Origin of the sequence: Porphyrobacter sp. YT40, assembly GCF_006542605.1 — a bacterium.
Taxonomy (GTDB): domain Bacteria; phylum Pseudomonadota; class Alphaproteobacteria; order Sphingomonadales; family Sphingomonadaceae; genus Erythrobacter.
In genome coordinates this window covers 3,192,306-3,211,385 of sequence record NZ_CP041222.1, presented here as the reverse complement: position 1 = coordinate 3,211,385, position 19,080 = coordinate 3,192,306, and the positions used below count along the sequence as shown (strand labels likewise).

Genomic DNA, 19,080 nt, shown 5'->3' with positions numbered 1-19,080 from the left:
CTCGCACCCGTGAAGCGCCTCACCCTCCTGTCTCTGCTCGCCCTTGCGGCCTGTGCCAGTCCGCCGCCCCGGCAGGCCGAGAACCCATCGCCCCAGCCCTCGCTCGCGCGCGAGGCGGCGCGGATCATTCCCGAGCGGCGGTTTGCTGCGCTCGATTACCTGATCGTCGACAAGTCCGAACGCATGATGATCGGTTATGCTGGGGGCCAGCCGGTCAGGGTCTGGCGGGGGCTGCAATTCGGCGATGCGCCGCGGGGCCACAAGCGCTTCGAGGGCGACGAGCGCACGCCCGAGGGGCGCTATGTGATCGAGGGCCGCAATCCGGCGAGCGCCTATCACCTGAGCCTCAAGATATCCTACCCCAACGCCGCCGACCGCGCCTTTGCCCGGTCGCAGGGCCGCTCGCCGGGGGGTGACATTTATCTCCACGGCCAACCAAACGGATTGCCCGCAGGCCGCGTTCCGGGCGACTGGACCGATGGTTGCATCGCCCTCTCCAACGCCGAAATCGAAGAGCTGTGGCGCATCGTTCCCGACGGGACCGTGATCGAGATTCGCCCGTAATACACAGATTTACTTGACCTGATCCGTTTTTGTTCCATAATCGTTCCAACATTGTTGGAGTCGATTCGATGCTGACCAACACGACCACGCAAGCGGATTTCACTTACGATATCGCCGATGACGGTGCCGGGCTCCCCGCCCGCGCGGCGATTTTCGGCGAGGATGAAGGCCTGCGTCGCCAGATCGCCGCCGATCTGGGCGGGGCGGGGTTCCGGGCGATCGACGGCGGCGGCTTGCGCGCGCTGCTCGAAGGGCCGATCGCGATGCTGGGCGATGTGGTGGTGGTCGATTGCCCCGTCCTTGGCAATCGCGGGATCGACGGGATGATGCTCGCAGGCCTCGCGCGGCTCGATATGCGGGTGGCGCGCTCGGGCGCGAAGCTGATCGTGGCGACCAATATGGCGGGGCTCGACGATGTGTTTGCTGTGCTCGACCAGTCCAATCCCCAGATTCTCGTAAGCCCCAGCCGCGCCGAACGCGTGATCGCGGTCGGCCGGGTGATGGGCGAAGCGGGCGCGGCACGGCTGCGCGAAATGGGCGAGGAAGACCGGGTGGCGCTGCTGCGCCTGTCGCAGCAGGTCGAGGCGATTGCCCATTCGCTCGACCGGATGGGACATGGGCCTGCCGTTGCACCGGCCGCCGCATCCGATCGCACGCTCGGGGAGATGAAGCGCGATTATCGCGGGCCCGAAGGCGGGCTGGTGGCAGGCTTCGGCAGCGCGCGTCCGGCCGATCACGGCTCCGGCCCCGCGCTTCCCGATCCGCAGGTTGTGCGTCAGATCATCGCGGGGCGTCAGGCTCGCAGCCGGTTCTTCGATGCCGCGCTGTTCGGGGATCCGGCATGGGACATGCTGCTGGATCTTACCGCAGCGCATGGGGAGGGCACGCAGGTCTCGGTCACCTCGCTGTGCATTGCCGCCGGCGTTCCCGCCACCACCGCGCTGCGCTGGCTGAGCCAGATGGTGGAGAGCGGGATCTTCATTCGCGTGCCCGACCCGGCCGACCGCCGCCGCGCCTTCATCGCGCTGAGTGACAAGGCGATTGCGGCGATGTCGGCCTATTTCGCCAGCCTGCGCGCGCCAATATTGCAGGCGGCCTAGGTGCCCTCCGGCGTGCCCTCGGGGCGCCAGCGCAGGATCACGGTGAGGCCTTCGGCCCATTTCTGCCTGGCTTCCTCGCTGTAAGGAAGGCGCCTGGCATCGGCGCGCGCGCGGGCCAGGATCGTGTCAGGCACCGAACCATCGAGCAGGATCGTGTCCGCGACACCCAGCGCGCGCGCCTGTCCCACAGTGAGGAAATCGGGATTGGCATCCCTCACATCGAAAGCCGTGGTGTAATTGCTGACCACGGGCCCCTCTTGCGGATTTTCGAGCCAGACCTTTGCCATGCCGGACTTGACCGGATCGAGCGGATCGAGCGGCCCGCCCTGTTGCAGCGCCTGATCCAGCACCCGCCTGCGGTCACGGCCATCGGGAAACAGAGCGCGAAGCCTGCCGCGCGCCGCCTCAAGCGCCCGGGCCAGTTCGCCGAGGTTGCTCGGCAGCACCTGCTCCAACCGAAGCCGCACATGCTTGGCGAGCCCCGCCGAGGCGCCGCCCGTGCCGATCGCCACCAGCAGCGGGTCGCGGTCGAGGATCGAAGGCGTCGTGAAATCGCACAGTTCGGGCCGGTCGACGACATTGACCAGCATCCCGGCACAGCGCGCATTGATCGCCGCGACCTCGCAAGCAGACGCGTCCTCGTAGGCGATGAAGGCGAGGCGCACACCTTCGTCGATGGCGCGGGCGAGATCGTCGACGATCACGCCGCCCGCGCGCTCGACCAGCCGCCGCTTCGGCTCGGCCGCAGGCCCGTCGCCCAGCACCAGCACCTGCTGCCCCGCAACCTGATGGAACAGCGGCAGGCTGGCGATTGTGCTCATGGCCGGCTCACGGCTGCCTCAGGCGAGCCATTCGGGCACGCGCTCGGCATCCATGATCGCGCCCGCTTCGATGCGGTCGGCGACCACCGCGAACCTGTCCCCGTCCACCAGCACCTCGGCGACGAAGCCGCGCGAATTGTAGGACGATGCCATCGTCGCGCCATAGGCCCCGGCGGTGCGGAACACGGCGAGATCGCCCGCTTCCAGCGCGTCGCATTCGCGGCCCATCGCGAAGGTGTCGCCGGTCTCACAAATCGGACCGACGATGTTCGCGGTCATCTGCGCGCCTCGAGGCGAGACCGCCTCGAAGTGGTGATAGGCCCCGTAAAGTGCAGGGCGCGCCAAGTCGTTCATCGCCGCATCGACAATCACGAAGGGGTCCTTGATCCCGCGCTTCACCCGCACCACGCGGGTCAGCAGCACGCCCGCATTGCCCGCGATCACGCGGCCGGGTTCGAAGATCAGCTTGACGCCCCAGTCCTTCGTCACCCGCGCAACCATCGCGCCATATTCGGCCGGCGCGGGCAGTACTTCGCCGACCTTGTAGGGAACGCCAAGGCCGCCGCCGAGGTCGACATGGGTCACCGCGTGCCCCGCACCGCGCAGCGCCTGCACCAGCGCACCGAGCTTTTCGAAGGCGGCTTCCAGCGGCGCGAGATCGGCCAGCTGGCTGCCGATATGCACCGCCACGCCGCGCAAGGCGACTCCCGGCAGGCCCGCCAGCTTTCCGAAAATCTGTCCGGCCTCGCTGATCGGCACGCCGAACTTGTTGTCCGCCTTGCCGGTCGAGATCTTGTCGTGGGTGCCGGCATCGACATCGGGGTTGATCCGCAGCGTGCACTGCGCCGTCATCCCGCGCGCGGCGGCGATTGCGGCGAGCTCGACGCCCTCTTCCTCGCTCTCGATATTGAACTGGCCGATCCCGGCTTCGAGCGCGGCGATCATCTCGGCGGCGGTCTTGCCCACGCCCGAGAAGACGATCATTTCCGGCGCGATCCCCGCCGCCAGCGCGCGGCGCATCTCGCCCACGGACACCACATCCGCGCCCATGCCCTGCGCGCCGAGCACCTTGAGCACGGCAAGGTTGGGGTTGGACTTGACCGCAAAGGCGATCAGCTTGTCGGGGACGCCGTCCAGCGCCTCGCGGAACACCCGCGCGTGGCGCTCCAGCGTCGCGCGCGAATAGACATAGACCGGCGTGCCGACCGCTTCCGCGATCAGCGGCAGGGGCACGTCCTCGGCGTGCATCACGCCGTCGCGAAGAGCAAAATGGTCCATAGGTCTCGTCTATTCCGGGGGGAGATCGAAGGGGTCGTCCTGCCGTTCTTCGGAGCGGCGGCGCAGTTCGACCGAGCGTTCGGGCGCGGCGAGGGCATCGCGGCGCAGCAGCTCCTCGGCCGAGGGGGTCGCCGCCGCGCCATAGGGCTTGTCGGGCAGGCTCGCGCCGTCGGGCGGGGTGAGCGGCGCCTCGGAGCCGCAGGCGGCGAGCAAGGCGGCGAGGCCGAAAATGGCGATTTGGCGCATCATTCCTCCATGCCCAGCATCGCGCGCGCGCGGGCGACCTGCAAACGGACCTGATCGGGCGCGGTTCCCCCGTATGAGGCGCGCGCCGCAACCGAGGCATCGACCGACAGCGCAGCATAGACGCTTTCGTCGATCCGCGCATCGATCGCCTTAAGGTCTTCTATCGAGAGTTGGTCGAGCGCGATGCCGCGGCTTTCGGCCAGCTTCACCGCAGCCCCGGTGATATGGTGCGCCTCGCGGAACGGGATCCCCGCCTGCCGCACCAGCCAGTCGGCAAGGTCGGTGGCGGTGGCATAGCCGAGTTCGGCGGCGGCGCGCATCCGGTCGGTGTTGAAGGTGGCGCCCGCGATCATCCCGGTCATCGCCGCAATGCTGAGGCCCATCAGCGAGGCGGTCTCGAACACCGGCGGCTTGTCGTCCTGCATGTCCTTGGAATAGGCGAGCGGCAGGCCCTTCATCGTGATCATCAGGCTGGTGAGGCTGCCGATCACCCGCCCGCTGTGCCCGCGCACCAGTTCGGCGGCGTCGGGGTTCTTCTTCTGCGGCATGATCGAAGAGCCGGTCGAGAGGCTGTCGGGCAGGCGGATGAAGCCGAAGGGCTGGCTCGCCCACAGGATCAGCTCCTCGGCCAGCCGCGAGAGGTGCAGCGCGGTGGCCGAGCAGGCGTAGAGGAAGTCCATTGCGAAATCGCGGTCGGACACGGCATCGAGCGAGTTGGCAGTCGGCCGGTCGAACCCGAGCGCGGCGGCGGTCGCCTCGCGGTCGATCGGAAAGCCCGTGCCTGCGAGCGCCGCCGAGCCGAGCGGGCATTCGTTCATCCGCGCCCGCGCGTCGGCGATGCGCGCACGGTCGCGCCGGAACATCTCGTAATAGGCCATCAGGTGGTGGCCGAGCGTGACGGGCTGCGCGGTCTGCAAGTGCGTGAAGCCGGGCATGATGCTGTCGTCGTGCTCGCCCGCCCGGCTCACCAGCGCGCGTTGCAGTGCGGCGAGGCCTTCATCCATTTGCGCAAAAGCATCGCGCACCCACAGGCGGAAATCGGTCGCGACCTGATCGTTGCGGCTGCGCGCGGTGTGGAGACGTCCTGCGACCGGCCCGATCAGCTCGGCGAGCCGCGCCTCGGTGGTCATGTGGATGTCCTCTCGGTCCCAGTCCTCGGGCACGCCGCCCGCCTCATATTCGGCGGCGACCGCATCGAGGCCGTTGGCGATCACCAGAGCGTCCTCCGCCGAGACGATCCCCTGCGCGCCCAGCATCGCCACATGCGCCTTGCTCGCGGCGATATCCTGCCGCCACAGCGCCTTGTCGAAGGGGATCGAGGCGTTGATTTCGCGCATGATCGCGCTAGGGCCGTCAGCGAAGCGGCCGCCCCACATGGCGTTGGTCGTGCTGTTATCGGAGCCTGTCATGTCCCGCTCGCCGCTCATCCTTGCTGTCGCGCTCCTGCTGCTGGGAGCGTGCGATAGGGCCGCCGAGGCCCCGGTGCAACCGGCCAGCGCAGGCGAGAGCACGTCGACGGGTGAAGTTGTGCGGCAATTCGCCGGAACCCCGCTTCCGGCGATGCAATTCGCCGATCCTGACGGCAGGACGCTCGACCTCGGCGCGATGGATGGCCCCGTGCTGCTCAACCTGTGGGCAACCTGGTGTGCGCCCTGCATCAAGGAAATGCCGCAGCTCGATGCTCTGGCGGCGGAGCTGGGGGAGGAGCTGCGGGTCGTTACTGTCAGTCAGGACATTCGCGGGGCGGAAGTGGTGGCGCCATTCTTCGCCAAGGGCGGCTACACCCAGCTCGAACCCTGGCTCGATCCCGAGACCTCTCTGTCGGCCCATTTCACGCCCGAAGGCGCGCTGCCTTTGACGATTTTGTTCGACGCTTCGGGGAAGGAAGTGCTGCGGGTGGCGGGCGCTTATGAATGGGACTCGCCCGAGGCCGCCGCGCTGATCCGCGAGAGCCTCGCGCCGCGCTAGAGCCGGCGGCCGAGGGCTTCGCCCATGCGCAGCGGGTCGCCCGTTTTCAGGCCTTCGCGCCATGCGATGCGGCCGGGCTCGAACAGCAGCACCACGGTGGAGCCAAGGTAGAAGCGGCCCATCTCGTCGCCTGCGGCGAAGGTGTGGCCCGCGCCGGCAAAATCCTCGTGGACCGGCGCGCTGGCATGGGTGCGGAAGGCGTTGGGCCAGACCGTGTCGATCCCGGCAACGATCATCGCGCCGACCATGATGCTGGCAAAGTGCCCGTCCGGCCCGTCGAACCGGCATGACAGTCGCTCGTTGCGGGCGAACAGCCGGTCCACCCCGGCGGCGGTGGCGGTGTTGACCGAATAAAGGTCGCCCGGAATGTAGGTGGTCTGCGCCAGCGTGCCTGCGGCGGGCATGTGGACGCGGTGATAATCCTTGGGCGATAGGTAGATCGTAATGAAACTGCCGCCCTCGAACCGCGCGGCTTCGTCCGCCCCGCAGCCGAGGATTTCGGCGACGCTGTAATCGCGCCCCTTGGCCTGAATGATCCGCCCGCCGCTGATCGGGCCAAGCTGGCTCACCGCGCCATCGGCGGGGGAGAGGATGTGCTGCGAGGCATCCGCCAGCGGACGCGCGCCGGGCTTCAGCTCACGCGTGAAGAAGTCGTTGAAGCTGGTGAACTCCCCGATCCCGCGCGCGGCCTGCGACAGGTCGACGCCATAGGCTGCGACGAAGCGGCGGATCAGCCGGTCGCGCAGCCACGGGGTCTCGCTCGCGGCGATGCTCCCGGCGAGCCGCGAGAGGGCGTGTTGCGGGACGATGTGCTGGAGCGCGATGAACAGGGAGGACATGGGGCTGGCGCTAGAGCGGGGCGGGGGCGCACGCAAGCGCGGGGGAGGGAGCAAATAGCGTCACAGCGTCACCGTCTGCCCGCCATCGACCTTGATCGCGCTGCCGGTGATGAAGCTGGCGCGCGGGGAAGCGAGGAAGGCGGCGATATCGCCGAACTCCTCGGGCCGTCCGAGCCGGCCTGCCGGAATCGCCGCGATCGAGCGGGCGGTGACCTGTTCGGCCTCCACACCCTGCGCCGCCGCCATCCCGGCGTGGAGGCTGGAGAGACGGTCGGTGGCGATCTGGCCGGGGAGCAGCAGGTTCACCGTCACGCCATCCGCCGCAACCTCGGCGGCGAGCGTCTTGCACCACGAGGCGAGCATCGCGCGCACCGCGTTGGAGAGCACGAGGCCCGCGATGGGCGTGATCAGGCTGGTCGAAGCGACCGCGATGATCCGCCCGAAACCGCGCTCGCGCATGGCGGGGAGAAAGGCCTGCGCGAGCGTCAATTGCGCATCGAACATCCGCGGCAGCACGGCGGCGAAATCGGCGGGCGTGGTGGAGGCCGCTGCACCGGTCGGCGGGCCGCCTGCGTTGAGAACGAGGATGTCGGGAGAGGCTCCGCCTGCGCGCACGCGGTCGATGATCGTTTGCGGCGCGTCCGCCTTGTCGAGATCGGCGAGAATGTGGAGCCGTCCCGCCAGCCCCGCGCCCGAGCGCGCGACGGTGATCACGCCCGCCCCCTCCGCCGCCAGCGCCTCGGCGATCGCACGGCCCAGCCCCTTGCTCGCGCCGAGCACCAGCGCGGTCTTGCCGTCCAGTTGCAGATCCATATCCGTCTCCCTCCTGTGCGTACCCCGGCGCTCAGGCCCCGGCGGGCGAGCCGCTGTCCTGATCTTCGGGGATGGCAATCGGTGTCGCCGCACAGACCGTGCGCAGCGCCGCCTTCAGCCCTTCTTCCAGCGTGGGGTGATAGAAGGGAAAGGCCAAGACCTCGGTCGCGGTCATCCCCTGTTCGATCACCCAGGCGAGCAGGTGGCCGAGATGCTCGGCCCCCGGCGCGGCGATGTCCGCGCCGATCAACACGCCATCGGGCGCGGCGGCATAGAGCGTCAGCGCGCCCTGATTGCGCGCCTCCACACGCGCGCGGCCCTGATCGCCGTAATCGGTATGGCCGCTGACCGCACCATCGGCCTCGGCCTTGCCGATGCTGACGATCGGCGGCTCGGTGAAGATGATGCTGAAGGGCACGTGCCGCTCGGTGCGGACCGGGGCGGGGCAGGCCGCCGCGTTGCGCCCCGCAATGGCGCCATCGTGCGAGGCTTCGTGGAGCAGCGGGATATCCGCCGCGACATCGCCCGCGATGAACACCGGACTTTCGCCGCAGCGCATCGTGGCGCGGTCGTGGCAGGGCACGCCCTTGTCGTCGCATTCGAGCCCCGCCTTGGCGAGATCGAGCGTATCCAGCACCGGCCTGCGCCCGACCGCGACCAGCAGCTTGTCGAAGCGCGCGGAGCCCGAAGTCGCGCCCTCCCACGTCACTTCGACTTCGTCCCCCTGCCGCGAAGGCGTGACGTCGACGCCCAGATGCAGGTCGATGTCCGCCGCGATGATGTCCTTCATCGCCGCATGGACGCGCGGGCAGCGGATCTTTGCCATCGTGTCGGCCTTGTCGAACAGCGACACCTCCACCCCGAGATGCGCGAAGGCCTGCGCCAGTTCCAGCCCGATCGCGCCCGAGCCGACCACCGCCAGGCGGCGCGGCAGCTTGTCGAGTTCGAAGACATTCTCGTTGGTGAGCGCCAGATCGCCCAGCGCCGCGAAGGCATCCGGCATGACCGGGCGTGATCCCGTGGCGATGACGATGGCGCGTGCCTTCACGCGTTGGCCGTTGTCCAGTTCCAGACTGTCGGGGCCGGTGAAGCGCGCCATCGCCTCGATACGGATGCCATCGGGGATGTCCTCGATCGATTCGCGCGTCAGGCGGACGAAGCGGTCACGTTCGGCCCGCACGCGTTCGAAGAGCGCGGTCTCGTCGATGGTGACGCCCTCGGTGCGGATACCGAAGGTGTCTGCGCGCGCGACCGCATGGCGCGCCTTGGCGGCGGCGATCAGCAGCTTGGAGGGCATGCAGCCCACGGTGGCGCAGGTCGTGCCCGCATAGGCCGGGTCGATCAGCAGCGTGCTCGCGCCGTTCTTGCGCGCGGCCCGCTCGGCAGCGAGGCCGGCGGTGCCCGCGCCGATCACCGCGACATCGCAGGTCAGCATATCCTTGTCGGTCACGCGATCACCCATGTTCGGCGCGATGCTTGTCGAGCACCTTCTCGACCTTGTCCAAGGCCTCGAGGATTTCCTCCGACCAGCCGCCGGGGGGCAAGTCGCGCGCGGCGGAGTGGGCGGCGCAGACCAGCGGGGTGTCGGCCCATTCCGCCGCGATCCGGCGGGCCCAGTTGGCGTAGGCGTCTGCGGCCCCCGCTTCCTTCTTCAGCGCCTTGCCAAGCGCTGGGTGGAACCGCATTCGCGGCTCTGGCAGCAGGGCTTCGATGAGGCTGGGCGGGGCGAGCACCATGATCGTATCGTCGACGTGCACGATTTTGCTGGGCTTGTGGCGCACCAGCACCGAGGCGCTGTGGACACTCTCGTCATCGGGCACGAAGTCGAGCCCGTCGGGGACGGAGAATTCGAGATCCTCGGCAAATTCGGCCTGCGTGGCGGGGTCTTCGATCACCCCGGGCTCCCATTGCAACTCGCCCACCTCGTCGCGGTGGCGCGCGGTGCCGATCAGCCGCGCATCGGGCAGCAGCTTGGCGAGCGCGGTGCAATGGATGGTGTGGAAGGGATGGACGTTGATGATCGCATCGACCAGCCGTCCGCCTTCGGTGAGGCCCAGCAGACTGGTGCGGTCGGCGTCGTCGATATCGTAACTGTCGAGCACCAGAAAGCGCCCGTTCGCGCGGCGTACCAGCGACATCTGCGTGCCGATGTCCACGACCTTGGCGATCTTGAAGGAACCCCTGAAGTTCCAGAAATCCTGATGATGCTGCTGCACGCGCCGCTCCTGTTCCTGTCCGTGTGTCACGGGAACAAGAGCGCAGCTTGCGGGGTGTTCCGTGCGGGCCCGGATTCAGCGCGGCTCGGCGAAGCGAAGCGCCGGGGGCATGGTGGGCGGTAACGGGCTCGAACCGCTGACCCTCTCGGTGTAAACGAGATGCTCTACCAACTGAGCTAACCGCCCCACGCTTGGCGATACCGGGCGCGCTTTAGCCGTGTCGGCGCGGCGGTCAAGTGTGGTAGAGGCGATTGGGGAGAGGGGGCAGGCGATGACCATCCACACGTATCTCAACGATGGCACGCCCGTCTGCATCCGCCGGGTGCGAGCCGAGGACGAGGCGCGCCTGCGCGACGGGATCGCGCAGCTTTCGCCCCAGTCGCGCTATCTGCGGTTTTTCTCCGGGATGCGCGAGCCGCCGCCGCAGGTGCTGCGCGCGCTGGTGAGCGCGGACGGGCACGACCACCTCGCCTGGGGCGCGCTGCGCAGCGACGAGCCCGATACGCCTGCGCTGGGCGTGGTTCACGCCTTTCGCGACCCGGACGACCCCGATTCGGCGGAGTTCTCGGTCGCGGTGATCGACGCCTATCACGGGCAGGGTCTCGCGCGGCTGTTGACCGCGGTGCTGCTGCTCGACTGCGCGCGCGAGGGGCTGGCGCAGTTCACCGTCCACGTCCTCCCCGAGAACCGCCCCGCGCTGGCGCTGGCGCGGGCGCTGGGGGCAGAAGGGGTGGGGTATGAGGCGGGCGTCTCGGTGCTGGAGATCGACATCGCCGCAGCGCTGGCGGCGCTCAGGGCCGAGACCGATGTGCCGGGGCTGGCAGCGGTGTTCGACCAGTTCGACGCCGAGGCCTAGGCGCGGGCGGTGCGGGCGGCTAGGGGCGGGGGCATGAGCAAGACCCCTCGCATCCTCGTCCTCGGCACCGGCGGCACGATTGCGGGCGCGGGCGCGGGCGGGACGGGGGCAGCCTATCGTCCCGGCGGGCTGGCGTTGGAGGTGCTGGTAGGCCACCTTGCCGATCTGGGCCTTGCGGCGGAATTGCTCCCGCAGGAAGTCGCCCGGATCGGATCGCAGGACATCGGTTTTGCCGAGTGGCAGGCGCTCCACGCTGCCTGCGCGGGGGCGATGGCCGATCCCGCGGTGGACGCGGTGATCATCACCCACGGCACCGACACGGCGGAGGAGACCGCCTTCCTGCTCGACCTCACCTTGCCGACGACGAAGCCCGTGGTGCTGGTCGGCGCGATGCGGCCCGCCGATGCGGTGGGGGCTGACGGGATGAGGAACTTCGCCAACGCAGTGAAGGTCGCAGGCGATGCGGCAGCGGCAGGGCGGGGCGTGATGTTGGTGATGGGCGACGCGGTGCTCGCCGCGCGCGATGCGCGGAAGGCTGCGACCTCGGCAATCGATGCCTTCAGGAGCTTCCCGCGCGGCCCCCTCGCACGGGTCACCCCTGCGCGGATCGACTGGTTCGGCCCGCCGCACCGCGAGGGCGAGCTTGCGCGCTTCGCCTTCCCGGCCGCGCTGCCGCGCGTGGCGATCCTCACCGCAGGCGCGGGGATGGACGAACAGCCGGTCGAGGCCCTGCTCGGCATCGGCGCGAAGGGGATCGTGCTCGCCGGGATGGGGCAGGGCAATGCGCCGCGCGTCGTGATCGAAGCCCTCGCCCGCGCGGCGGCGAGCGGCGTGCCCGTCGTGCGCGCAACCCGCGTCGACGAGGGGCTGGTCGACCGCAATGTCGAAGTCGACGACGACGCGCTCGGGCTGGTTGCGGCAAGGGCGCTCGGTCCGGCCAAGGCACGGGTGCTGCTGATGGTGCTGGTGGCGGGCGGGGTGACGGATGCGGCGGAGGTGCAGGCGGCGTTTGATGAGTGAAAGGCCTCGGATGCTTTGCCGATTTTTTTGCCAAGAGCTGCCGTTCTGAAATCGACCCTTAGTAGAAGCTGGCGATTGCTATGGTCGTCATCCCAGCGAAAGCTGGGATCGCTCTCGCCCTCGTGCTAGCTCACGGCAATGGGCGGCTGGGTCTACATCATGACCAACAAGCGCGGCGGCGTGCTGTATATCGGCGTCACCGCCGACCTTCCCGCACGGATCATGCAGCACAAGCAAGGCAAGGGTTCCGCCTTCTGCCGCCGTTATGGCCTTAACCGGCTCGTCTATGCGGAGCCTCATGCCGAGATCACCGACGCCATCGCCAGAGAAAAGGCGATGAAGGCATGGAAGCGTGCGTGGAAGATCGAGCAGATTGAAAAGGCCAACCCTGAATGGGACGATCTTTTCGAGCAAATCCACTGACTGCCAGCGATCCCAGCTTTCGCTGGGATGACGAAGATGCAACGTCTCGCCTGTCCACCCGCAAGCAGTCATTCACGCATCGTATCTTGAACGCTGAGAGCGGCCTTTCAATTTGGACTCTGAAAGCCGCCAATCCCGTCGCCCCGTACTTGATACGGGGCGACGGGGTGGTGGGTTAGAACCCCTCACCCCCAGGGCGTGACCAAATATTTCTCGCCGGTCTTCATCTGGCGGTAGTCGCAGATCGCGTCCTTCTCCAGCATCTGCTCCAGCGTCACCTTGGCCTTGTAGTGCGAGGCAAATGTGGTGGTGAGGTTGTCGATCACCCGCTTGCGCATCCGGCCCACGGTTTCCATCCCTGCGCGCTGAAGGAATGGCGTCAGCAGCCAGCCCGCCACGCTCCATTGCAGCCCGTAGGACGGCGTCAGCACCGTCGGCGACAGGTCGAGGCGGCCGTAGATGTACATCTTCTTCTGCTGGTTCGAGCCATAGCGCGAAAACTCGCTCATCTGTTTGACCGCGACCTGCTCCATCGCCTTCAGCACGCCATCGCTCGCCTGCCCGCCGCCGATCGGATCGAAGCCGAGGAAGGCGCCGGTCTCGGCAATCGCATCGCGCAGGTCGGCCATGTAGGTGGGGGCCGAGGAGTTCACGACATATTGCGCGCCCTGCGACTTGAGCAGCTCCACATGCTCGTCTTTGCGCACGATGTTGACCAGTTTCATCCCGTCCTCGATGCAAATGCGGTTCAGCATCTGGCCGAGGTTGGAGGCGGCGGCGAGGTGGACGATGGCCGAGTGGCCTTCCATCTTCGCGGTCTCGACGAAGCCCAGCGCGGTCATCGGGTTGACGAAGCTCGACGCGCCGGTCTCGGCGGAATGCTCGCCCAGCGGCAGGCACATCATCGCATCGGCGATAGCGTATTGCGAGAACGCCGTGCCCGGAACGCAGGCGACGCGCTGGCCCATCAGCGCCTTGGCCATGTCGCCGTCACCCGTGGCGATGACGGTGCCAGCACCTTCGTTGCCCGCCGGCAGCCGCTGGCCGTGGCGCGCCTTGTTGCCGGTGAGGAAGGGCTCGGGCATCTGGGCGACGACCTTGCCGGAGGTGTATTCCGCGCCCTCGAAGTCGGCGGCCGAGGTAAGGATCGCGAGGTCCGACGGATTGATCGGCGCGGCTTCCATCTTGACCAGCACCTGATTGCCCTTCGGCTCAGGGAAGGTGCTTTCCGCGACCTCCAGCGTCAGCTTGCCGTCGGCGGTGAGGGTGGTGAAGAGCTGCTTTCCGGTGGTCATCTTATCGTCTCCCGTTGTTGCGGGAGGGACTAGGCATTCTGGTTGCGCTTCGCAACCGTTGGCGCAGGCCCACCCCCGGCCCCTCCCGCAAGCGGGAGGGGAGAATAAGTGCGACCGAGTCCCCCTCCCGCGTGCGGGAGGGGTTAGGGGTGGGCCCTTGTCATGGATAAGTCGCTTCGACGAAATAGAGTCCGTGTGGCGGGGCGTTGAGGCCCAGCGCATTGCGATCCCGCGCCGCCAGCGCCTCGGCGATGCGGGCCTCGGGCCAGGTTCCGGCGCCGACCAGCTTGAGGCAGCCGACCATGCTTCGCACCTGATGATGCAGGAAAGATCGCGCGGCGGCGTGGATGTGGATCTCTTCCCCCACTCGTTCGACCCGCAGCTCATCCAGCGACTTCACCGGATCGGCGGCCTGACAATGGACCGATCGGAAGGTGGTGAAATCGTGCCGTCCCACCAACGCCTGCGCCGCGCGGTGCATAGCCTCGGCGTCCAATGGTTGGGGCACGTGCCACGCCTTGTTCCGCAGCAGGGTCAGCGGCGCGCGGCGGTTGACGATGCGGTAGAGATAGCGCCTTGCCGTGCAGGAAAAGCGCGCGTGCCAATCGTCCGGCACCACCTCGCAATGGGTGACCGCGATGGGATCGGGGCGCAGCTGCGCGTTGAGCGCGGCGGCGAGGCGGAAGGGGTCGAAAGGTTTTTCGATATCGACATGGCTGCGCATCGCGAGCGCGTGAACGCCCGCATCGGTGCGCCCCGCCGAGTGCATCACGACGCTCTCCCCGGTGATGCGGTGCAGCGCATCCTCGACCGATTGCTGCACGCTCGGCCCGTGGCTCTGGCGTTGCAGCCCGAAGAAGGGCGTGCCGTCGAATTCGAGGGTGAGGGCAAAGCGGGTCAAGCGAGGTTCGTCCCCGCCGTCACCGGCCGCCCGCGCAGGAATTCGCTGCGCTCCAGCACCGGCTTGCCCGCGCGCTGGAGCCGGAGGGGCCGGATCGCGCCGGAGCCGCAGGCGATGGTGAAATCCTCGTCGAGCACTTTGCCAGCCTGTGCGCCCCCGCGCAGTTGGGGTCCTTCATCGGAGGGCACCAGATCCCCGCCTGCGCGGGGACTCGCAACAGGTTGAGCGACCACCTCGGCAAGCAGCAGCTTCACACGCTCGCCTTCGAGTTCAAACCAAGCACCCGGAAACGGCGCCAACCCGCGCACTTTACGCTCGATCACTTCCGCCGGTTCGGCCCAGTCGATCTTCGCCTCGGCTTTGTCGATCTTGGGCGCGTAGATCGCCGCAGCATCGTTCTGCGCTTCGGGCGGGAAGGCGGCGAGGTTTGCCAGCACGTCGACCATTGCCGCGGCGCCCACCGCACCCAGTTCGCCGAACAGTTCGCCCGTGGTCTTGCGACACACGGGCACCGTCACCTTGTGCAGCATCGGCCCGGTATCGAGCCCCGCTTCCATCTGCATGATGGTGACGCCCGTCTCCGCGTCGCCCGCCATCACCGCGCGGTGGATCGGCGCGGCCCCGCGCCAGCGCGGCAGCAGGCTCGCGTGGATGTTGAGGCAGCCGTGGCGCGGCGCGTCCAGTACCGGCTGCGGCAGGATCAAGCCATAGGCGGCAACCACCGCGACATCGGCCGGCAATGCGGCGAATTCCGCCTGCTCGGCCTCGCCCTTGAGCGACTTCGGCGACTTGACCGGCACCCCAAGCGCTTCCGCCGCCAGCTGCACCGGAGAGGGCATCAGCTTCTTCCCCCGCCCCGCCGGACGCGGCGGCTGGGTGTAGACGCAGGCGACCTCATGCCCCGCATCATGCAGCGCCCGCAGCGCCGGCACCGCAAAATCGGGCGTTCCCATGAAAACTATCCGCACGTCACCAGTCCCGTTCGCCCTGAGCTTGTCGAAGGGCCGTCCTTACTTCTATCGCCGACAAAAGAAAGACAGGCCTTCGACAAGCTCAGGCCGAACGGAGTAAGGTCGGAGCATGGCCTCACAGGAAATCGAAGCTCTCAGTTCCGCACTCGCCCGCCTGCCGGGCCTCGGCCCGCGTTCGGCACGCCGCGCGGTGCTGTGGCTGGTCAAGCACCGCGAATCTGCGCTCCCCGCCTTGCTCGAGGCGCTCGCGGGTGTCGCCGAAACGCTGGTGGAGTGCCACATCTGCGGCAATGTCGACACTGCGAACCCCTGCTCCATCTGCACCGACCCACGCCGCGATGCGCGCAGCCTTTGCGTGGTCGAGGAAGTCTCGGACGTCTGGGCGCTGGACCGCGCGCGGCTTTTTCCCGGACGCTACCACGTGCTCGGCGGCAGGCTCTCGGCGCTCGATGGCGTGGGGCCGGACAATCTCAACATCGCCAGCCTGCTCGCCCGGGTGGAGGACGGCAGCGTGGACGAGGTGGTGCTCGCCATGAACGCGACGCTCGAAGGCCAGACCACCGCGCATTACATCGCCGAGCGGCTGGAGGCGCATCCGGTGCGCGTCACGCAGCTCGCCCACGGCCTGCCGGTGGGCGGCGAGCTCGACTATCTCGACGAGGGCACGCTGGCCCAAGCCTTGCGGGCAAGACGGCCCGTGGGCTGATACTCCCACCCCCAGCCCTTCCCGCAAGCGGGAGGGGAGCGAGACTTGGCAGCTTGCTGCCTAGTCGCAGCGGGGTGGGCCTGTGCGACGTTGTAATTCGCGCGGCACCCGCCTATTTTGCCCCCCATGGCTATCCGCGAAATCCTCGAAGTGCCGGACCCCCGGCTGAAAACCGTCTCGACCCCGGTCGAACCCCACGAGTTCGGGCCCGAGCTCAAGACCCTCGTCGAAGATATGTTCGAGACGATGTACGATGCCCCCGGCATCGGCCTCGCCGCGATCCAGGTCGGCGTGCCGAAGCGGGTGCTGGTGATCGACCTCCAGCCCGACGATCCCGACGCGCCGCCGGTGGAATGCTCGCATGACGGGCACAAGCACACGCACCCCGCCACCAAGAAGGAACCGCGGGTGTTCATCAACCCCGTGATCCTCGATCCGGCGGACGAGCTTTCGACCTATCAGGAAGGCTGCCTCTCGGTTCCCGAGATCTACGCCGACGTCGATCGCCCGGCGACTTGCCGCGTGCGCTATCAGGATCTGGACGGCAACACCCACGAGGAAGCGCTCGAAGGGCTGATGGCGACCTGCCTGCAGCACGAGATGGACCACCTCGAAGGCATCCTCTTCATTGACCACCTCTCGCGCCTGAAGCGGGCGATGGTGCTGAAGAAGCTCGAGAAAATCCGCCGGGCAGCGTAGTGGCATGATCGCCGACTTTGCAGATTGGGTGGGGAACGCGCTGCCGATCCTGCTGCTCTTTCCGCTGGTCTGGCTGGTCGGCGGCTTCCTGCTTTATTCGATCGACCCCCGCGACCCGCGCGACGAACCTCCGCGCACGGCTGCGAAAGCTCTCGGCGATGCCGCCGCATGGCTGTTCGTGATGGGTTTGTGCAGTTACATGGTCGTCGGCGAATGGCAGACGCAGGACCGAAGCTGGTTCTGGCTCGGTTTGCTGGCGTTGGCACTCATTGAGGCGCTGTTCAAGCTCGTCAGCCTGCTGCGCGAGGCGCGCCGCCTGGCGGCACGGGGAACGCCCGAGCCCCGCACGTGATCGCGGGTGTGCCCGGGCCGCTCCCTGACGATGTCCACTGCCCAATCAGGCGGCCTGCATCATCCCGTTCAGCGCCTTGAGACAATCGTCGGCGCATTCGCGGCACATCTGCGCGCAGCGGCGGCAATGGTCGTTGTCGTGCTTGGCGCATTCCTCGATGCACTGCTCGCAGGCGGTGATGCAGGCGCGCAGCTGCGCTTCGATCACCGCGACGTTGCCGCCAGTGCGTCGGGTGGCGACGCGGTAGGTCGCGGTGCAGATATCGGCGCAGTCCATGCACTTGCGGATGCAGGCGCTCATGTCGCCGTCTTCGGCGGAGCAGGCGTCGGCGCAGGAATTGCAGATCGCGGCGCAATACATCGCATGGCGCACGGCCTCGGCGAGCGCTTCGTTGTAGTCGGCACCGACCTGCGGGTGCTCGGCGATCATTTCCTTGATAGACATAGGGGTTCTCCTTGCTGCCCGTTCCAAGCGGAGGAGGGCGGCATTGTTCCCCTTTTCCTGAATTGATGGGCTTGGCGGGTGGTCATGTTCAGGCTATGTTCCGCGAATGAACGATCTTGTCCTGCCGCTCGCTATCCTCCTCGTTGGACTCGCCTTGGGCCTCGCCGCGGGCTGGTTCTTCGGCGCGCGACCGCTCGCCGATCTGCGCGCGCGGCTCGCCGAGGCCGAACGCGCGGGGAACGAGCGAGAGGCTGAATTCAAGCGCGCCATCGCCGAGCTGGGCACGGCGCGCGTGGAAGTCGCGACGCTGGGCGAGCGGGCCGCGCGGGCCGATGCGCTCGCGCAGCAGCTGGATGCCGCGCGTGAGGAGAACGCCCGCTTCCGCGCCGAACGCGCCGGGTTCGACGAACAGAAGCGTCTGCTCGAAGAATCGCGCGCAAACCTTCTGAAAGAGTTCGAGAACACCGGCGCGGCGGTGCTGACCCGCGCGCAGGAGGCTTTCCTGAAGCGCGCCGAGGAGCGGCTCGGCCACTCCGAAAAGGCGAGCGAGGAAAAGCTGAAGGCGCTGCTCTCTCCCGTGGGCGAGAAGCTCGCGAGTTACGAGCGGCAGGTCGCCGATCTGGAAGCCAAGCGCACCGATGCCTTCGGGCAACTTGCCGGGCTGATCCAGTCGATGCGCGAAGGGCAGGAACAGGTGCGGCGCGAGGCGCAGCGGCTCGGCAATTCGCTCACCAACGCGCCCAAGGCGCGCGGGCGCTGGGGGGAGCGGGCGCTGCAGAACCTGCTCGAACAATGCGGGCTGGCGCAGCACACCGATTTCATCATGGAGCATTCGATCGACACCGAGGATGGCCGCCTGCGTCCCGATGCGATCATCAACGTGCCCGGCCAGAAGAAGCTGGTGATCGATTCCAAGGTCTCGCTCAACGCCTATCAGGCCGCCTTCGAGGCCGATGACGATGCGGTGCGCAAGCAGCAGATGGAGCTTCACGCAAAGTCGATGCGCAACCATGTGCAGACGCTGGGCGCGAAAAGCTATCAGAGCCAGTTCGAGGAAGCGCCCGATTACGTCATCATGTTCGTCCCCGGCGAACATTTCGTCACCGCCGCGCTCGAAGCCGATCCGACCTTGTGGGATTTCGCCTTCGAACGCCGCGTGCTGCTGGCGACGCCGACCAACCTCGTCGCGATCGCGCGCACCGTGGCGCAGGTCTGGCGGCAGGACGGGTTGGCCAAGGAAGCGCAGGAGATCGGCCGGATGGGCGGCGAATTGTATGATCGCCTCGCGACCGCCGCCGATCACTTGAAGCGCGTGGGCAGTGGGCTTGAGAGCGCGGTCAACAATTACAACAAGTTCGTTGGCAGTTTCGAGCGCAATGTGCTGTCTTCCGGGCGGCGTCTGGCGGAGAAGGGCATCGAGATCGGCAAGCGCGAGATCGAAGAGGTGCCGCTGGTGGCGAGCGCGCCGCGCTACAACGCCGAAGATGTTGCCGCGCTCGAAGCGCCTGATATTGATGGCGAGGACGACAAGCGCGACGCTGCCGAGTGAGGCAGATGGGGGGCAGGTG

The 19,080-nt window shown here is 67.8% G+C and carries 22 protein-coding genes and 1 tRNA gene; 10 read left to right on the top strand and 13 right to left on the bottom strand.

Features of this window, described 5'->3' with window-relative positions:
• Nucleotides 1-9: 9 nt before the first annotated feature.
• Entirely contained in the window at nucleotides 10-564 is a 555-nt protein-coding gene (locus tag E2E27_RS15170) for a L,D-transpeptidase family protein (protein WP_141460529.1), read from the top strand.
• 68 nt (nucleotides 565-632) lie between these two features.
• Nucleotides 633-1,664 (top strand): helix-turn-helix domain-containing protein, encoded by a 1,032-nt coding sequence (locus tag E2E27_RS15165; protein WP_141460527.1) that lies wholly within the window; start codon nucleotides 633-635, stop codon nucleotides 1,662-1,664.
• Here the strand turns inward: E2E27_RS15165 and E2E27_RS15160 are convergent.
• The 4 genes from E2E27_RS15160 to argH are packed head-to-tail and all read right to left on the bottom strand — an operon-like array spanning nucleotide 1,661 to nucleotide 5,385.
• The gene (locus tag E2E27_RS15160) at nucleotides 1,661-2,485 is read right to left on the bottom strand and encodes a precorrin-2 dehydrogenase/sirohydrochlorin ferrochelatase family protein (RefSeq protein WP_141460525.1); all 825 of its coding nucleotides are present in this window, start codon (nucleotides 2,483-2,485) and stop codon (nucleotides 1,661-1,663) included. The two genes, E2E27_RS15165 and E2E27_RS15160, sit on opposite strands and share 4 nt — an antisense overlap.
• Before the next feature lie 18 nt (nucleotides 2,486-2,503).
• A complete protein-coding gene (gene lysA / locus E2E27_RS15155) occupies nucleotides 2,504-3,763 on the bottom strand; it encodes a diaminopimelate decarboxylase (RefSeq protein ID WP_141460523.1) in 1,260 nt (419 codons plus the stop codon).
• Nucleotides 3,764-3,772: 9 nt separating this feature from the next.
• Entirely contained in the window at nucleotides 3,773-4,009 is a 237-nt protein-coding gene (locus E2E27_RS15150; RefSeq protein WP_502705542.1) for a hypothetical protein, read from the bottom strand.
• A complete protein-coding gene (argH, locus tag E2E27_RS15145; protein WP_141461965.1) occupies nucleotides 4,009-5,385 on the bottom strand; it encodes an argininosuccinate lyase in 1,377 nt (458 codons plus the stop codon). The genes E2E27_RS15150 and argH overlap by 1 nt, the downstream gene beginning before the upstream one ends.
• Before the next feature lie 31 nt (nucleotides 5,386-5,416).
• Here argH and E2E27_RS15140 point away from each other — a divergent pair, with 31 nt between their 5' ends.
• Nucleotides 5,417-5,977 carry a TlpA family protein disulfide reductase gene (locus E2E27_RS15140; RefSeq protein WP_181443467.1) on the top strand — a complete coding sequence of 187 codons (561 nt, stop codon included), beginning with the start codon at nucleotides 5,417-5,419 and terminating at the stop codon, nucleotides 5,975-5,977.
• On the opposite strand, the gene asd is transcribed toward E2E27_RS15140, so the two are convergent.
• From asd to E2E27_RS15115, 5 genes are all read right to left on the bottom strand, one after another.
• Nucleotides 5,974-6,816 carry an archaetidylserine decarboxylase gene (gene asd, locus E2E27_RS15135; protein WP_141460519.1) on the bottom strand — a complete coding sequence of 281 codons (843 nt, stop codon included), beginning with the start codon at nucleotides 6,814-6,816 and terminating at the stop codon, nucleotides 5,974-5,976. The genes E2E27_RS15140 and asd overlap by 4 nt on opposite strands.
• A 60-nt stretch (nucleotides 6,817-6,876) precedes the next feature.
• Entirely contained in the window at nucleotides 6,877-7,629 is a 753-nt protein-coding gene (locus tag E2E27_RS15130; RefSeq protein WP_141460517.1) for an SDR family oxidoreductase, read from the bottom strand.
• A gap of 31 nt (nucleotides 7,630-7,660) precedes the next feature.
• Nucleotides 7,661-9,079, bottom strand: coding sequence for a dihydrolipoyl dehydrogenase (locus E2E27_RS15125; RefSeq protein ID WP_234036080.1), 1,419 nt, complete (start codon nucleotides 9,077-9,079; stop codon nucleotides 7,661-7,663).
• A 4-nt stretch (nucleotides 9,080-9,083) separates the two neighbouring features.
• Nucleotides 9,084-9,845 carry a hypothetical protein gene (locus tag E2E27_RS15120; protein WP_141460515.1) on the bottom strand — a complete coding sequence of 254 codons (762 nt, stop codon included), beginning with the start codon at nucleotides 9,843-9,845 and terminating at the stop codon, nucleotides 9,084-9,086.
• Between the two features lie 110 nt (nucleotides 9,846-9,955).
• Nucleotides 9,956-10,031: transfer RNA gene (locus tag E2E27_RS15115), tRNA-Val, on the bottom strand.
• Between the two features lie 85 nt (nucleotides 10,032-10,116).
• Here E2E27_RS15115 and E2E27_RS15110 point away from each other — a divergent pair.
• The 3 genes from E2E27_RS15110 (at nucleotide 10,117) to E2E27_RS15100 (ending at nucleotide 12,144) form a co-directional block, all read left to right on the top strand.
• A complete protein-coding gene (locus E2E27_RS15110; RefSeq protein WP_141460513.1) occupies nucleotides 10,117-10,701 on the top strand; it encodes a GNAT family N-acetyltransferase in 585 nt (194 codons plus the stop codon).
• A 33-nt stretch (nucleotides 10,702-10,734) separates the two neighbouring features.
• Nucleotides 10,735-11,721 (top strand): asparaginase, encoded by a 987-nt coding sequence (locus tag E2E27_RS15105; RefSeq protein WP_141460511.1) that lies wholly within the window; start codon nucleotides 10,735-10,737, stop codon nucleotides 11,719-11,721.
• A 138-nt stretch (nucleotides 11,722-11,859) separates the two neighbouring features.
• The gene (locus tag E2E27_RS15100) at nucleotides 11,860-12,144 is read left to right on the top strand and encodes a GIY-YIG nuclease family protein (RefSeq protein WP_141460509.1); all 285 of its coding nucleotides are present in this window, start codon (nucleotides 11,860-11,862) and stop codon (nucleotides 12,142-12,144) included.
• Between the two features lie 185 nt (nucleotides 12,145-12,329).
• Here the strand turns inward: E2E27_RS15100 and E2E27_RS15095 are convergent, their stop codons facing one another.
• From E2E27_RS15095 to fmt, 3 genes are all read right to left on the bottom strand, one after another.
• On the bottom strand, nucleotides 12,330-13,439 hold the full coding sequence (locus tag E2E27_RS15095) for a zinc-binding dehydrogenase (protein WP_141460507.1): 1,110 nt from the start codon (nucleotides 13,437-13,439) through the stop codon (nucleotides 12,330-12,332).
• 160 nt (nucleotides 13,440-13,599) lie between these two features.
• Nucleotides 13,600-14,340 (bottom strand): tRNA pseudouridine(38-40) synthase TruA, encoded by a 741-nt coding sequence (gene truA, locus E2E27_RS15090; protein ID WP_141460505.1) that lies wholly within the window; start codon nucleotides 14,338-14,340, stop codon nucleotides 13,600-13,602.
• Nucleotides 14,337-15,308: a methionyl-tRNA formyltransferase gene (gene fmt / locus E2E27_RS15085; RefSeq protein ID WP_141460503.1), complete on the bottom strand. Its 972-nt coding sequence runs from the start codon at nucleotides 15,306-15,308 to the stop codon at nucleotides 14,337-14,339. The genes truA and fmt overlap by 4 nt, the downstream gene beginning before the upstream one ends.
• 112 nt (nucleotides 15,309-15,420) lie before the next feature.
• Here fmt and recR point away from each other — a divergent pair, with 112 nt between their 5' ends.
• The 3 genes from recR (at nucleotide 15,421) to E2E27_RS15070 (ending at nucleotide 17,068) form a co-directional block, all read left to right on the top strand.
• A complete protein-coding gene (recR, locus tag E2E27_RS15080; protein WP_141460501.1) occupies nucleotides 15,421-16,017 on the top strand; it encodes a recombination mediator RecR in 597 nt (198 codons plus the stop codon).
• A gap of 126 nt (nucleotides 16,018-16,143) precedes the next feature.
• Nucleotides 16,144-16,716, top strand: a complete 573-nt coding sequence (locus tag E2E27_RS15075; RefSeq protein ID WP_141460499.1) for a peptide deformylase — start codon at nucleotides 16,144-16,146, stop codon at nucleotides 16,714-16,716.
• Nucleotides 16,717-16,720: 4 nt separating this feature from the next.
• Nucleotides 16,721-17,068, top strand: a complete 348-nt coding sequence (locus E2E27_RS15070) for a hypothetical protein (RefSeq protein WP_141460497.1) — start codon at nucleotides 16,721-16,723, stop codon at nucleotides 17,066-17,068.
• Nucleotides 17,069-17,113: 45 nt separating this feature from the next.
• Here the strand turns inward: E2E27_RS15070 and E2E27_RS15065 are convergent, their stop codons facing one another.
• Nucleotides 17,114-17,512: a four-helix bundle copper-binding protein gene (locus tag E2E27_RS15065; RefSeq protein ID WP_141460495.1), complete on the bottom strand. Its 399-nt coding sequence runs from the start codon at nucleotides 17,510-17,512 to the stop codon at nucleotides 17,114-17,116.
• Between the two features lie 106 nt (nucleotides 17,513-17,618).
• On the opposite strand from E2E27_RS15065, the gene E2E27_RS15060 reads away from it, so the two are divergent.
• The gene (locus tag E2E27_RS15060) at nucleotides 17,619-19,061 is read left to right on the top strand and encodes a DNA recombination protein RmuC (RefSeq protein WP_141460493.1); all 1,443 of its coding nucleotides are present in this window, start codon (nucleotides 17,619-17,621) and stop codon (nucleotides 19,059-19,061) included.
• Nucleotides 19,062-19,080: the final 19 nt, after the last annotated feature.

Coding starts and splice junctions, on each gene's coding strand:
- lysA (WP_141460523.1), bottom strand. CDS start 3,763: ATGGACCATTTTGCTCTTCGCGACGGCGTGATGCACGCCGAGGACGTG.
- asd (WP_141460519.1), bottom strand. CDS start 6,816: ATGTCCTCCCTGTTCATCGCGCTCCAGCACATCGTCCCGCAACACGCC.
- E2E27_RS15065 (WP_141460495.1), bottom strand. CDS start 17,512: ATGTCTATCAAGGAAATGATCGCCGAGCACCCGCAGGTCGGTGCCGAC.
- E2E27_RS15160 (WP_141460525.1), bottom strand. CDS start 2,485: ATGAGCACAATCGCCAGCCTGCCGCTGTTCCATCAGGTTGCGGGGCAG.
- E2E27_RS15140 (WP_181443467.1), top strand. CDS start 5,417: ATGTCCCGCTCGCCGCTCATCCTTGCTGTCGCGCTCCTGCTGCTGGGA.
- E2E27_RS15110 (WP_141460513.1), top strand. CDS start 10,117: ATGACCATCCACACGTATCTCAACGATGGCACGCCCGTCTGCATCCGC.
- E2E27_RS15165 (WP_141460527.1), top strand. CDS start 633: ATGCTGACCAACACGACCACGCAAGCGGATTTCACTTACGATATCGCC.
- E2E27_RS15100 (WP_141460509.1), top strand. CDS start 11,860: ATGGGCGGCTGGGTCTACATCATGACCAACAAGCGCGGCGGCGTGCTG.
- recR (WP_141460501.1), top strand. CDS start 15,421: ATGGCCTCACAGGAAATCGAAGCTCTCAGTTCCGCACTCGCCCGCCTG.
- E2E27_RS15105 (WP_141460511.1), top strand. CDS start 10,735: ATGAGCAAGACCCCTCGCATCCTCGTCCTCGGCACCGGCGGCACGATT.
- argH (WP_141461965.1), bottom strand. CDS start 5,385: ATGTGGGGCGGCCGCTTCGCTGACGGCCCTAGCGCGATCATGCGCGAA.
- E2E27_RS15070 (WP_141460497.1), top strand. CDS start 16,721: ATGATCGCCGACTTTGCAGATTGGGTGGGGAACGCGCTGCCGATCCTG.
- E2E27_RS15095 (WP_141460507.1), bottom strand. CDS start 13,439: ATGACCACCGGAAAGCAGCTCTTCACCACCCTCACCGCCGACGGCAAG.
- E2E27_RS15150 (WP_502705542.1), bottom strand. CDS start 4,009: ATGCGCCAAATCGCCATTTTCGGCCTCGCCGCCTTGCTCGCCGCCTGC.
- E2E27_RS15060 (WP_141460493.1), top strand. CDS start 17,619: ATGAACGATCTTGTCCTGCCGCTCGCTATCCTCCTCGTTGGACTCGCC.
- E2E27_RS15130 (WP_141460517.1), bottom strand. CDS start 7,629: ATGGATCTGCAACTGGACGGCAAGACCGCGCTGGTGCTCGGCGCGAGC.
- E2E27_RS15075 (WP_141460499.1), top strand. CDS start 16,144: ATGGCTATCCGCGAAATCCTCGAAGTGCCGGACCCCCGGCTGAAAACC.